Annotated in this window: 13 protein-coding genes and 1 tRNA gene; 10 read left to right on the forward strand and 4 right to left on the reverse strand. The window is 65.8% G+C overall.

Going from position 1 to position 11626, the window contains the following annotated elements; translation table 11 throughout:
• Nucleotides 1-195: 195 nt before the first annotated feature.
• Both amt and ABFG95_RS24645 read right to left on the reverse strand, forming a co-directional pair.
• Nucleotides 196-1434 carry an ammonium transporter gene (gene amt, locus ABFG95_RS24640; protein WP_049075040.1) on the reverse strand — a complete coding sequence of 413 codons (1239 nt, stop codon included), beginning with the start codon at nucleotides 1432-1434 and terminating at the stop codon, nucleotides 196-198.
• Nucleotides 1435-1465: 31 nt separating this feature from the next.
• Entirely contained in the window at nucleotides 1466-1804 is a 339-nt protein-coding gene (locus tag ABFG95_RS24645) for a P-II family nitrogen regulator (RefSeq protein ID WP_006218735.1), read from the reverse strand.
• Between the two features lie 543 nt (nucleotides 1805-2347).
• Between ABFG95_RS24645 and ABFG95_RS24650 the strand changes: the two genes are divergently transcribed.
• The 10 genes from ABFG95_RS24650 to ABFG95_RS24695 all read left to right on the forward strand — a co-directional run bounded on the left by ABFG95_RS24650 (nucleotide 2348) and on the right by ABFG95_RS24695 (nucleotide 10581).
• A complete protein-coding gene (locus ABFG95_RS24650) occupies nucleotides 2348-2782 on the forward strand; it encodes a DUF5339 family protein (protein ID WP_049075039.1) in 435 nt (144 codons plus the stop codon).
• Between the two features lie 150 nt (nucleotides 2783-2932).
• A complete protein-coding gene (locus tag ABFG95_RS24655) occupies nucleotides 2933-3184 on the forward strand; it encodes an accessory factor UbiK family protein (protein ID WP_006394062.1) in 252 nt (83 codons plus the stop codon).
• Between the two features lie 86 nt (nucleotides 3185-3270).
• Nucleotides 3271-4812, forward strand: a complete 1542-nt coding sequence (locus ABFG95_RS24660) for a YifB family Mg chelatase-like AAA ATPase (protein ID WP_059269780.1) — start codon at nucleotides 3271-3273, stop codon at nucleotides 4810-4812.
• 464 nt (nucleotides 4813-5276) lie between these two features.
• Nucleotides 5277-5474, forward strand: coding sequence for a 50S ribosomal protein L35 (rpmI, locus tag ABFG95_RS24665; RefSeq protein ID WP_006387997.1), 198 nt, complete (start codon nucleotides 5277-5279; stop codon nucleotides 5472-5474).
• 17 nt (nucleotides 5475-5491) lie between these two features.
• Complete coding sequence (gene rplT, locus ABFG95_RS24670) at nucleotides 5492-5851, forward strand: 50S ribosomal protein L20 (RefSeq protein WP_006387998.1); 360 nt, start codon at nucleotides 5492-5494, stop codon at nucleotides 5849-5851.
• A gap of 77 nt (nucleotides 5852-5928) precedes the next feature.
• Entirely contained in the window at nucleotides 5929-6951 is a 1023-nt protein-coding gene (gene pheS / locus ABFG95_RS24675) for a phenylalanine--tRNA ligase subunit alpha (protein ID WP_049075035.1), read from the forward strand.
• A gap of 14 nt (nucleotides 6952-6965) precedes the next feature.
• Complete coding sequence (gene pheT / locus ABFG95_RS24680) at nucleotides 6966-9383, forward strand: phenylalanine--tRNA ligase subunit beta (protein ID WP_068950638.1); 2418 nt, start codon at nucleotides 6966-6968, stop codon at nucleotides 9381-9383.
• Nucleotides 9384-9386: 3 nt separating this feature from the next.
• A complete protein-coding gene (locus ABFG95_RS24685) occupies nucleotides 9387-9725 on the forward strand; it encodes an integration host factor subunit alpha (protein ID WP_080977459.1) in 339 nt (112 codons plus the stop codon).
• Nucleotides 9726-9782: 57 nt separating this feature from the next.
• Entirely contained in the window at nucleotides 9783-10214 is a 432-nt protein-coding gene (locus ABFG95_RS24690) for a MerR family transcriptional regulator (RefSeq protein WP_100509105.1), read from the forward strand.
• A 290-nt stretch (nucleotides 10215-10504) separates the two neighbouring features.
• A tRNA-Pro gene (locus ABFG95_RS24695) sits at nucleotides 10505-10581 on the forward strand.
• Between the two features lie 127 nt (nucleotides 10582-10708).
• Here ABFG95_RS24695 and ABFG95_RS24700 read toward each other — a convergent pair.
• Together ABFG95_RS24700 and ABFG95_RS24705 are read right to left on the reverse strand one after the other, a co-directional pair.
• Nucleotides 10709-11146 (reverse strand): hypothetical protein, encoded by a 438-nt coding sequence (locus ABFG95_RS24700; RefSeq protein WP_232732897.1) that lies wholly within the window; start codon nucleotides 11144-11146, stop codon nucleotides 10709-10711.
• A gap of 206 nt (nucleotides 11147-11352) precedes the next feature.
• The gene (locus ABFG95_RS24705) at nucleotides 11353-11511 is read right to left on the reverse strand and encodes a DUF6726 family protein (RefSeq protein ID WP_049075025.1); all 159 of its coding nucleotides are present in this window, start codon (nucleotides 11509-11511) and stop codon (nucleotides 11353-11355) included.
• Nucleotides 11512-11626 lie beyond the last annotated feature (115 nt).

Raw genomic sequence — 11626 nt, forward strand, 5'->3', positions numbered from 1 at the left:
CAACGAACGGAAAGCCCGGCGCATGCGCCGGGTTTTTTTTGCGCCGGCGGGCGCGGGGGGAGGAGCGCCTTGGGGGGGGGGGCAGGCCGCTTGCGTCTGGCCCGGCTCTCGAACCGGCATTGCCCGGACGAAAAAAAGCCCCCTGCAAAGAGGGGGCTTCCCATGGCCCCGCCCGGCAGTGGGCGGGGGTGACGATCAGCTGTGGTAGGCCGATTCGCCGTGGCTGGTGACGTCCAGCCCTTCGCGTTCCTGGTCTTCCGGCACGCGCAGGCCGCACAGGGCGTTGGCGATCTTGTAGGCGATCCAGGCGACCACGCCGGACCAGACGATGGTCAGCAGCACGCCTTCAAGCTGCACCCACAGTTGGCCCAGGATCATGCCGGGTTCCGCCAGGCCGGGGCCGCCCAGGACCTGGGCATTGAAGACGCCGGTCAGCAGGGCGCCGACAATGCCGCCCACGCCGTGCACGCCGAACACGTCCAGCGCGTCATCGGCGCGCAGCAGGCGCTTCAGGCCATTGACGCCCCACACGCAGACCACGCCGGCGACCACGCCGATGATCAGCGCGCCTACCGGGCCGACCAGGCCGGCCGCCGGGGTGATGCCCACCAAGCCGGCGACCGCGCCGGAGGCGGCGCCCAGCATCGAAGGCTTGCCCTTGATGGCCCATTCCGTGAACAGCCAGGCCAGCACGGCGCCAGCGGTGGCGATCATGGTGTTGAAGAAGGCCAGGGTGGCGTTTTCGTTGGCGGCCAGGGCGGAGCCGGCATTGAAGCCGAACCAGCCCACCCACAGCAGGGCGGCGCCGACGAAGGTCATCGGCAGGTTGTGCGGCTGCATGGCTTCGCGGCCGTAGCCGACACGCTTGCCGACCACGTAGGCGCCCACCAGACCGGCCACGCCAGCATTGATGTGCACCACGGTGCCGCCGGCGAAGTCCAGCGCGCCCTTGGCGTTGAGCAGGCCCGGGGCCGTTTCGGACGCGAACCAGACCATGTGCGCGATGGGAATATAGGCGAAGGTGAACCAGATCACCGTGAACACCAGCACCGCCGAGAAGCGGGCGCGCTCGGCGAAGCTGCCGACGATCAGCGCGCAGGTGATGCCGGCGAAGGTGGCCTGGAACGAGGCGAACAGCAGTTCGGTCAGCGAGTTCGACATGGCGTACTTGCCATCCGCCGGATTGAACATGCCCGAGAAGAAGGCGCGCGAGAGGCCGCCGAAGAACGCGTTGCCTTCGGTGAAGGCGAGGGAATAACCGTAGATGAACCAGAGGACCAGGCCCAGCACGAACGTGCACATCACTTGCAGCAGCACCGACAGCACGTTCTTGCTGCGTACCAGGCCGCCGTAGAACATCGCCAGACCGGGTACGGCCATCATCAATACGAGAAGGGTAGAGACGAGCAACCAGGAGATATCTGCTTTATCCATTTTCAGGCTCCAATGAGTCTTTCTTATTTGTCTACAGCGCAGCTTCGCCGGCTTCGCCCGTGCGGATACGGATCACTTGTTCAAGGGGGGCGGCGAAGATCTTGCCGTCGCCGATCTTGCCGGTGCGGGCGGCTTGTTCAATGGCTTCGATGACCTGGTCGACCAGGTGGTCGGGCACGGCGGCTTCGACGCGCAGCTTCGGCAGGAAGTCGACCGCGTATTCCGCGCCGCGATACAGCTCGGTGTGGCCCTTCTGGCGCCCGAACCCTTTCACTTCGGTAACGGTGAGGCCCTGGACGCCGATTCCGGATAGAGCCACCCGCACTTCGTCGAGCTTGAAGGGCTTGATGATGGCGATGATGAGTTTCATGGCATTTCCTCTCATGGTTGCACGTTGGCATCGTCCATCAAGCAAATTCCATGCCACCATGGGCGGCACCCGCAGGGCGGGAGGGCTGGCGCTTTTATTGTGCCTGTGCGCACCAATATAGTGCGTCGTGCACCATACGTCAGCCTCAATTCGGTGCATCGCGTGGTCCGTGAGGGATGCAACGGAATATGTTCCCACGCCGCCATTTGTTGCGAGTTGATGCCAGCCCTGTTGCGATTTGTCGTGTTGCTCCGTTGGCGCTCGGTCATCCGGTGGACAGGGCTCGCGGGCCGGGGAACCTTGCTGGCCGGGCTTCACGCGGCAGGAACGATATCTGTCAGGCGGTTGAAAGCAGGCCGCAACGATCCATAAAACGGGGGCGGGGCGTGATACGAGGGTTTACACGCATAAGCTTGTTGCCAAAGGTTGGGTGAAGAAGAATCAAGTCCAGCTCATGGCGGTATCTGGGCCTGATCGGGCCGCGGCAACAGGGTTCCGGCGTTGCGGCTCTCTGAATACCAAAAAGCAAGAAAGGAAAGAGGAATGATGACGACCCAACGCAAAACCTTTGCCGTGTTGGCCTTGACCGCCGCGCTGGCTGCCCTGGCCGGCTGCAACAAGAGCGACGAAAAAGTCGCGCCGCCCGCGGCTTCGACCACGCCAGCACCTTCGACCACGACGCCTGGCACGCCGCCCGCGGCGACCACGCCGCCGGCCACCACCGCGCCGTCCAGCTCGGGCGCGCCTGCTGGCGCCACCGCCGGCCTGCCTGCCGAATGCGATGCCTATCTGACCAAGGTCAGCGCATGCATGGACAAGCTCGGCGCCTCCAATCCCGCCGCGGCCAGCTTCAAGCAGCAGCTCGATGCGGCCAAGACCCAGTGGGCCACGATCAGCGACAAGACGCAGCTGGCGGCCCAGTGCAAGCAGTCGGCGGACCTGTTTGCGCAGTCCGCTTCGCAGATGGGCTGCAAGTAAAGATGTTGGTAGGGGGTCGCCCCCAAGGCGGCCCGGTTTTCTCCTGTGCTTTGATGGGCGGTCACCGCATGCGGCCCGCCCTCTTTTTTTGCCTGCGGGGCGCGCCGGGAAAGCACTACACTTGAGGCATCAAGAACACGTGAGGCCGCTATGAACAATCGCACCCAGTGGATGGAAGACATCCAGAAGAACATTTCCGACCTGATCGCCCGCAGCCCGGCCGCGGATGTCGAGCGCAACGTGCGCGCCATGATGACGCAGGCGTTTTCGAAGCTCGATCTGGTCACCCGCGAAGAGTTTGACGTGCAGGCCGACCTGCTGGCGCGCACCCGTGCCCGCGTCGACCAATTGGCCGCCACCGTCGAGCAACTGGAGTCGCGCCTGTCCGCCCTGGACAAGTAATCCGCGGGGGACACTTTTGCCACGGCCGCTTCCGCGGCCGTTTTCGTTTTCGGCATACTGGTCTTCGATCGCCACCGGAGACCGCCTTGACGCTTGCCGTAATCGCCAGCCGCACCCTCAGCGGCCTGCACGCCCACGCGGTGCGGGTCGAGACTCACCTGGGGCCGGGCCTGCCCAGCTTCAATGTGGTCGGGCTGCCCGACACCGAGGTCCGGGAAAGCCGCGAGCGCGTGCGCGCCGCCATCATCAACAGCGGCTTCAACTTTCCCGCTGGCCGCATCACGGTCAATCTGTCGCCGGCCGACATCCCCAAGGAATCCGGCCGCTTCGACCTGCCCATCGCCGTGGGCCTGCTGTTGGCCGCCGGGCAGTTGGCGCCGCAGGGTGAAGGCAGCTCGACTGACGGGGACCTGTCCCGGGCCGCGCCGGATCCGCTGCTGGCCGGCCTGGTGCTGGCGGGCGAACTGTCGCTGACGGGCGCGCTGGTACCCGTTGCCGCCGCCCTGGTGATTGCGCTGAGCGTGGCGCGGGAGTCGCCAGGGGCCACCCTGATCCTGCCGGCTGGCAGCGCCGAGCAGGCGGCCCGGGTCGAGGGTCTGCGGGTCTTGTCGGCCCGCAGCCTGGCGGACGTGGCGGCCCATGTGGCGGGCCTGTGCGGGTTGCCGGACGCCATTGCAGCCGCCTGGCCCGAGGCGCCGCCGGCGCCCTGCCTGTCGGATGTGCGGGGCCAGCCTGGGGCGCGGCGCGCCCTGGAGGTGGCGGCGGCGGGCGGCCACAGCCTGCTGATGGTCGGCCCCCCTGGGGCCGGCAAGAGCATGCTGGCCGCGCGCCTGCCTGGGCTGTTGCCGCCGCTGGCGCGGCCGCAGGCGCTCGAGGTCGCGGCCATCGCCGCGGTGGCGGGTGTGCCGGACACACGCATGGGCACGCCGCCGTTTCGCGCCCCGCATCACTCGGCGTCGGCCATCGCCATGGTGGGCGGCGGCGGCCGCCCGCGCCCGGGAGAGATCAGCCTGGCGCATCATGGCGTGCTGTTCCTGGACGAACTGCCCGAGTTCAGCCGGCGCACGCTCGAGGCGCTGCGCGAGCCGCTGGAGACGGGCAGGGTGGTCATCGCGCGCGCCCTGCATACCGCGCAGTTCCCCGCCCGCTTCCAATTGGTGGCGGCGATGAACCCCTGCCCCTGCGGTTGGCGCGGCCATCCTCGCCGCGCCTGCCAGTGCACGCCCGACCAGGTGGCGCGCTATGCAGGCAAGGTTTCGGGGCCGCTGCTCGACCGGATCGACCTGTATGTGACCCTGCCGCCGCCCGATCTGGACAGCCTGCAGGGCCCCCCCGGCGAGGCCTCGGCGCCGGTGCGGGCGCGAGTGGCGCGTTGCCGCGAACGCCAGCTGACACGGCAGGGCAAGCCCAATGCCGGCCTGACCGGCGCCGAACTGGAGCGTCATTGCCCCATGGACCCGTCCGCCCAGGCGCTGTTGCTACAGGCGATGCGGCGATTGGCGGGGTCCGGGCGGGCGCTGCATCGCGCCCTGCGGGTGGCACGGACCATCGCCGACCTGGACGAGGCCGATGCGCTGGAGGCCAGCCATGTGGCCCAGGCGGTGCAGTATCGACGGCCGGGGGTATGATCGCGAATCCTCCCCGGCGCGGGCGGGGCGCGTCCGCCTTGGTGCGTGGATCCGTTTCCCCTGGTTCCGTCCCTGGTTGCGCTGCCATGTCTTTGTCCGGCCCGGTGTCCCGGCTCGACAAAACCAGGGAAATCACCATATAATCAAAGGCTTTCCCGGATCCAGGCTACCTTTTTTGCCGCCGGTGCGGGAAAGACCGGGCCAAATGCCCTGGCGGCAGCCGGATGGCTGCAAGCCGGGATTCATGGCCCGGGGCGTATTCGAGTAATACGTCAGAAGTACCCCAGCAGTACCCCAGAAGTACCCCCAGCAGTACCCCCAGAAGTGGCAAGAGGTTCTCAAGTTTTGCCGCAATGGTGTAGGTCGAACGTTCCTGCCTTCGTGGTTCGGGGCGACGCCAACCGCCTTGCGACAAGCACCTCGCGTCATGTAAATCAACAATGCGTTCAGTTTAGGGAATCATCATGCCCAAGATGAAAACCAAGAAAAGCGCCGCAAAGCGCTTTCAGGTTCGCGGCAGCGGATCCATCAAGCGTGGTCAGGCGTTCAAGCGTCACATCCTGACCAAGAAGACCACCAAGAACAAGCGCCAGCTGCGCGGTTCGGCGGCGGTTCATGAAACCAACGTGGCCTCCGTCAAGGCCATGATGCCTTTCGCTTGATCTAAGGGAGATCTACTATGCCTCGCGTCAAACGCGGCGTTACCGCCCGCGCACGTCACAAGAAAGTCATTTCCGCCGCCAAGGGTTACCGTGGCCGCCGCGGTAATGTGTTCCGTATCGCCAAGCAAGCGGTCATGCGCGCTGGCCAATACGCCTACCGCGACCGCCGCAACAAGAAGCGCACGTTCCGCGCGCTGTGGATCACGCGTATCAACGCCGCCGTCCGCGAACATGGCGTCAGCTACAGCGTGTTCATCGCCGGCCTGAAGAAGGCTGCTATCGAACTCGACCGCAAGGTCCTGGCCGATCTGGCCGTGCGCGACAAGGCCGGCTTTGCCGCCATCGTGCAGCAAGCCAAGGCTGCCTTGGCTGCCTGATCGCGCGCTTTAACTCATCGCGCATCGCTGCAAACGGGGCTGTAATGGCCCCGTTTGCGTTTTGAAGGCTGGATTTCATGACTCAATCGGTTGACGACCTGGTTTCCCAGGCACAGGAACTGTTCGCCGCGGCCAGCAACGCCGCCGCGCTCGAAAACGCAAAGGCCCGCTTCCTGGGCAAGGACGGCGCGCTGACGGTCCTGCTCAAGGGGCTGGGCAAGCTCGATCCCGAGCAGAAGCGCGACATGGGCGCCCGCATCAATCAGGCCAAGCAGAAGGTCGAAGAGCTCCTGAACCTGCGCCGCGCGGCCCTGGTGCAAGCAGAACTGGATGCCCGCCTGGCGTCCGAAACCATTGATGTGTCGTTGCCGGGCCGTGGCCGTGTGCCGGGCGGCATCCACCCGGTCATCCGGACCTGGGAGCGTGTCGAAGAGATCTTCCGCTCCATCGGCTTTGACGTGGCCGACGGCCCCGAAGTCGAGAACGACTGGACCAATTTCACCGCGCTCAACAACCCGCTGGACCATCCGGCGCGTTCCATGCAGGACACGTTCTACGTCGACATGAAAGACGCCGACGGCCTGCCGCTGCTGCTGCGCACGCACACCAGCCCCATGCAGGTGCGTTACGCCCGCATGCACAAGCCGCCCATCAAGGTCATCGCGCCTGGGCGCACCTACCGCGTCGACAGCGACGCCACGCACTCGCCCATGTTCCACCAGGTGGAAGGGCTCTGGATCGCCGAGGACATCTCGTTCGCCGACCTGAAGGGCGTGTACACCGATTTCCTGCGTTGCTTCTTCGAAAGCGACGATCTCGTCGTGCGCTTCCGCCCGTCGTTCTTCCCGTTCACCGAACCGTCGGCCGAAATCGACATGATGTTCACGTCGGGCCCGAACCGCGGCCGCTGGCTGGAGATCTCCGGCTCGGGCCAGGTGCACCCGCAGGTGGTGCGCAACTTCGGCCTGGACCCCGAACGCTACATCGGCTTTGCCTTCGGTTCCGGCCTGGAGCGCCTGACGATGCTGCGCTACGGCGTCAACGACCTGCGCCAGTTCTACGAAGGCGATTTGCGCTTCCTGCGCCAGTTCAACGAATAACAGACGGCTAGATCATGCAATTTCCCGAATCCTGGCTGCGTACGCTGGTCAATCCTCCGATCGCAACCGACGAACTCGCGCACCGGCTCACCATGGCCGGCCTGGAAGTCGAAGACACCGTGCCGGCCGCGCCCGCGTTCACGGGCGTGGTGGTCGCGCACATCGTCGAGATCGCCCCGCACCCCGACGCCGACAAGCTGCGCGTCTGCCAAGTCGATGACGGCTCCGGCGCGCTGCTGCAGATCGTCTGCGGCGCGCCCAACGCGGCCGCCGGCCTGACGGTGCCGCTGGCCCGCGTTGGCGCGGAACTGCCCGGTGGCATGAAGATCGGCGTGGCCAAGATGCGCGGCGTGCAATCGTCGGGCATGCTGTGCTCGGCGCGCGAACTGGGCCTGTCGCAAGACCACGCCGGCCTGCTGGAGCTGCCGGCCGATATGGTGCCGGGCCAGTCGATCCGCGAAGCGCTGGATCTGGACGACACGCTCTTCACGCTGAAGATGACGCCCAACCGCGCCGACTGCCTGTCGATCCTGGGCGTGGCGCGCGAAGTCGCCGCGCTGACCGGCGCGCCGCTGTCGGTGCCGACCGCCAAGGCGGTGCCCGTGACCCTGGACGAGCGCCTGCCCGTCAAGGTCGAGGCGCCCGACCTGTGCGGCCGCTTCGGCGGCCGCGTGATCCGCGGCGTGAACGCCCGCGCGCAGACCCCCGCGTGGATGAAGACGCGCCTGGAGCGTGCCGGCCAGCGTTCGGTATCGGCGCTGGTGGACATCTCCAACTACGTCATGCTGGAACTGGGCCGTCCCTCGCACGTGTTCGACCTGGACAAGATCCATGGCGACCTGTCGGTGCGCTGGGCGCGCGAAGGCGAGACGCTCGAGCTGCTGAACGGCCAGACCGTCACGCTGGATTCGAAAGTCGGCGTGGTGGTGGCCGGCGATCAGGTCGAAAGCCTGGCGGGCATCATGGGCGGCGAGGCCACCTCGGTCACGCTCGACACGCAGAACATCTACCTGGAAGCCGCATTCTGGTGGCCGCAATCGCTGGCCGGCCGCGCGCGCCGCTTCAAGTTCAGTTCCGAGGCCAGCCATCGCGGCGAGCGCGGCGTGGACTTCGCCACGATCCCGCAGCACATCGAATTCATCACGCGCCTGATCGTCGACATCTGCGGCGGCCAGGCCGGTCCGCTGGACGACCAGATCGTCAACCTGCCCAAGCGCGAGCCGGTGCGCATGCGCCTGGCGCGCTGCCACCGCGTGCTGGGCGTGCCCGTCACGCAGGCCGAAGTCGCCAAGATCTTCGGCAGCCTGGGGCTGGAATTCACGCTCGATGGCGATGACTTCATCGTCACGCCGCCGTCGTATCGCTTCGACCTCGAGATCGAGGAAGACCTGATCGAAGAAGTGGCCCGCATCTACGGTTTCGAGAACATCCCCACGGTGCCGCCGCTGGCGCGCGCCAAGATGTTCTCGCAACCCGAAGTGCGCCGTGGTCCGCACGCGCTGCGCCGCCTGGCCGCCGCGCAGGACTACCAGGAAGTCGTCAACTACAGCTTCGTCGAAGCCGAGTGGGAGCGCGACTACGCCGGCAACGATACGCCGGTCAAGCTGGTCAACCCGATCGCCAGCCACCTGTCGGTGATGCGGTCTAGCCTGATTGCTGGCCTGGTGGCCAACATCCGCCACAACGCCAACCGCAAGCAGACGCGCGTGCGCCTGTTCGAGCTTGGCCGCGTCTTCGCTCGCGATGACGCCGCCCAGGACGGTCCGCTGGAAGTTGCCGGCGTGCGCCAGCCGCTCAAGCTGGCGGGCGCCGCCTGGGGCCCGTCGGTGGAAGAGCAGTGGGGCGTACCCACCCGACAGGTCGATTTCTTCGACGTGAAGATGGACGTCCAGGCGTTGTTCGGCGCTCGTGGCGCGCGCCTGCGCTTCGAAGCGGCGGCCCATCCCGCGCTGCATCCGGGCCGCAGCGCCCGCGTCACGCTGGACGGCAAGCTGGTCGGCTGGATGGGTGAACTGCATCCGCGCTGGGCGCAACAGGCCGATCTGGCACACGCGCCGGTGGTGTTCGAGCTGGACGTGGACGCCCTGTCCGAAGGCGAACTGCCGCAGGTGCGCGAACTGTCGCGCCAACCGGTGGTGGTGCGCGACCTGGCCCTGTGGGTCGACGCGCCCGTGACGGTGCAGTCCATGCTGGACACGGTGGCGGCGACGGTCAAGGCCGATCCGCAACTGGCCGTGGTGCAGGACGTGCGCCTGTTCGACGTCTGGCGCGAAAAGGCCCAGGGCGACCAGCCCGTGGCCGAGAAAAGCCTTGCGTTCCGTTTCTGGCTACAGGACACTGAGGTCACACTGGACGAAGCCCGGGTGGCCGATTGCCTGGCACGCATCAAGGACGCTTTGGTCCGTGCCCACGGCGCGCGCCAGCGCGCTTGAACCATGGGGAACAGTATGCTTGCCGAGCCGCGCACCCTGACCAAGGCCGAGCTGGCCGAGCTGCTCTTTGAGCGGGTCGGCCTGAACAAACGCGAAGCCAAGGACATCGTCGACACGTTCTTCGAGGAAATCCGCGACGCCCTGGCGCGCGGCGATTCCGTCAAGCTTTCGGGCTTCGGAAATTTCCAGGTGCGCGACAAGCCGCCCCGCCCGGGGCGCAACCCCAAGACCGGCGAGACCATCCCCATCGCCGCACGCCGCGTGGTCACGTTCCACGCGAGTCAGAAACTCAAGAGCGTGGTGGAGCAGGCCATTCCCGCAGCGCCCGACGCCGAGGAGTGATACGCTTTGTTGGTAATTGTTATCGGCACTCGACGCATCGCGGCATAGAATTCTCTTATGACACGTACCGAATCCACCGTTACCTTACCGCCCATTCCCGCCAAGCGTTACTTCACCATCGGTGAAGTCAGCGACCTGTGTGGCGTCAAGCCCCATGTCTTGCGGTACTGGGAACAGGAATTCACGCAGCTCAAGCCGGTGAAGCGGCGCGGCAACCGTCGCTACTACCAGCATCACGAAGTGCTGCTGATCCGTCGCATCCGTTCCTTGTTGTACGAACAAGGCTTCACCATCAGCGGCGCGCGCAACCGCCTGGGCGATGCCCGCGACACGCCGCACGACCAGGACGCCGCGGTGCGCCTGAGCGGCGCCGAGATGCAGGCCCTGCGCAACGAGTTGGGCAGTGTGTCGACGATGCTGGGCGAGGCGCTGGGTTCGGCCGCGCCGGCTTCAAGCGGCAGCGCGGTGAGCGTCAGCGCCACGGCTTGAACCGCGGCGGGGCATTGCAAATCCGTCTTTCCGAATTGATGCTTCGTGGCATGCGCGCTGTCGTTGATCGCGGCGCGCGTGAATCGCGGTGCCTCTAGTTCAGTCTGTCGCATCGCGCGGTCATGCGCGTGGTTCAGTCTGGCATTCAGTACCCTTGCGTGTCATGCGCGAGCCTTGCCTGCGAGGGTTGCGGGCATCGCGTGGGGCAGGCAAATTTTTTTGAGTATTCGGCACTTTTTTTGCACCAATGCGTGCAAACAATTTTTAGGTCTGCTATACTCTTTTTCTTTCGGGGCGTAGCGCAGCCTGGTAGCGCACTTGCATGGGGTGCAAGGGGTCGCGAGTTCGAATCCCGCCGTCCCGACCAGCAATACCCTAGGGGGTTAGTGATGAAAATCACTAACCCCCTTTCTCATTGGCCTGCGTGAATGCTGATGAGGGAATGCCCGGTCCGGCTGGCTGCGCCGGACTTCAATCCAATCGCCACGGCCAAATCAGAATCTGAACCCGCTGATGTATTCACCGCACGAGTTGTAGCTGATCTTGCCGTTGGTCTTCATGTCGTAGCGCAGCACCGTGCCGGCCTTGTCGGTGTAGAAGATCACGGCGCAGTCGGTGTACTCGGGCACGTAGGCGCTGTAGGACCCATACGTCGTGCCCATCGGGCCGTTGGTGGAATAGCCTCGGCCTTCGTAATGGCCGGGGTGGTAGCCATAGACGTAGGTGTAGCTCGTGGTTTCTTCGTCCACCTTGTTCACGAAAGGCTTGGCGCCGGTCTCGGGAGGCCAGGCCGGCAGCAGTTCCTTGATGTTCTTGCCCACCTGGGCGTCGAGCTTGTTGCGCGTGGGTGAATAGACTGACAGTCCCATGCATGCGGACAGCGTCAGGGGCAACATGACGGCGGGGACAACGCGGCAGATGCGTTTCAGCATTGGGAGGCCTTGGAGGGTGCGCACAGGTGCGCGAGTATATCCAGCGGCCGCGCGCTTTGAGAAGGCAACTACACGTGCTGAGCGCATCGGAAACGATTGGTTCCAACCGTCAGAGGAACGTCAGGCGATCGCGGATATTGTCATTGGTTTTTTCCCGCGAGCAGGCTGGCGGGCGCATGCTGCCGGGCCGCCATCGCCCGGCGTCATCAGTCGATGATTTCCGCGCACGCATCCGTCGGGGCGGCGGCGACGCCGCCAACCACGGGCACGATCTTGATGACGGCGGACGTGACGCGGCAGGGCGCGGCGGCCAGGCCGCAGCCCGTACAGGACAAGCAGAGCAGGGAGATCAACAGCCGCTTCATGGGGTACACCGGCAGGGGTTCGTCGCCATGGCGGGGCCGGGGCGCAACACCGCGATTCTGCCTCGCGCCCGGACCGCCGATAGTGGGGAATTGATGGGCGAATGTAATGAGGTTT

The organism is Achromobacter sp. HNDS-1 (assembly GCF_040084795.1).
Classification (GTDB): domain Bacteria; phylum Pseudomonadota; class Gammaproteobacteria; order Burkholderiales; family Burkholderiaceae_B; genus Achromobacter; species Achromobacter ruhlandii.

What these genes read in the sequence shown, in the direction of transcription:
- ABFG95_RS24700 (WP_232732897.1), bottom strand. Translation starts at nt 11,146, where the DNA reads ATGCTGAAACGCATCTGCCGCGTTGTCCCCGCCGTCATGTTGCCCCTG.
- ABFG95_RS24690 (WP_100509105.1), top strand. Translation starts at nt 9,783, where the DNA reads ATGACACGTACCGAATCCACCGTTACCTTACCGCCCATTCCCGCCAAG.
- ABFG95_RS24645 (WP_006218735.1), bottom strand. Translation starts at nt 1,804, where the DNA reads ATGAAACTCATCATCGCCATCATCAAGCCCTTCAAGCTCGACGAAGTG.
- rpmI (WP_006387997.1), top strand. Translation starts at nt 5,277, where the DNA reads ATGCCCAAGATGAAAACCAAGAAAAGCGCCGCAAAGCGCTTTCAGGTT.
- pheS (WP_049075035.1), top strand. Translation starts at nt 5,929, where the DNA reads ATGACTCAATCGGTTGACGACCTGGTTTCCCAGGCACAGGAACTGTTC.
- ABFG95_RS24650 (WP_049075039.1), top strand. Translation starts at nt 2,348, where the DNA reads ATGATGACGACCCAACGCAAAACCTTTGCCGTGTTGGCCTTGACCGCC.
- ABFG95_RS24705 (WP_049075025.1), bottom strand. Translation starts at nt 11,511, where the DNA reads ATGAAGCGGCTGTTGATCTCCCTGCTCTGCTTGTCCTGTACGGGCTGC.
- rplT (WP_006387998.1), top strand. Translation starts at nt 5,492, where the DNA reads ATGCCTCGCGTCAAACGCGGCGTTACCGCCCGCGCACGTCACAAGAAA.
- ABFG95_RS24685 (WP_080977459.1), top strand. Translation starts at nt 9,387, where the DNA reads ATGGGGAACAGTATGCTTGCCGAGCCGCGCACCCTGACCAAGGCCGAG.
- pheT (WP_068950638.1), top strand. Translation starts at nt 6,966, where the DNA reads ATGCAATTTCCCGAATCCTGGCTGCGTACGCTGGTCAATCCTCCGATC.
- ABFG95_RS24655 (WP_006394062.1), top strand. Translation starts at nt 2,933, where the DNA reads ATGAACAATCGCACCCAGTGGATGGAAGACATCCAGAAGAACATTTCC.
- amt (WP_049075040.1), bottom strand. Translation starts at nt 1,434, where the DNA reads ATGGATAAAGCAGATATCTCCTGGTTGCTCGTCTCTACCCTTCTCGTA.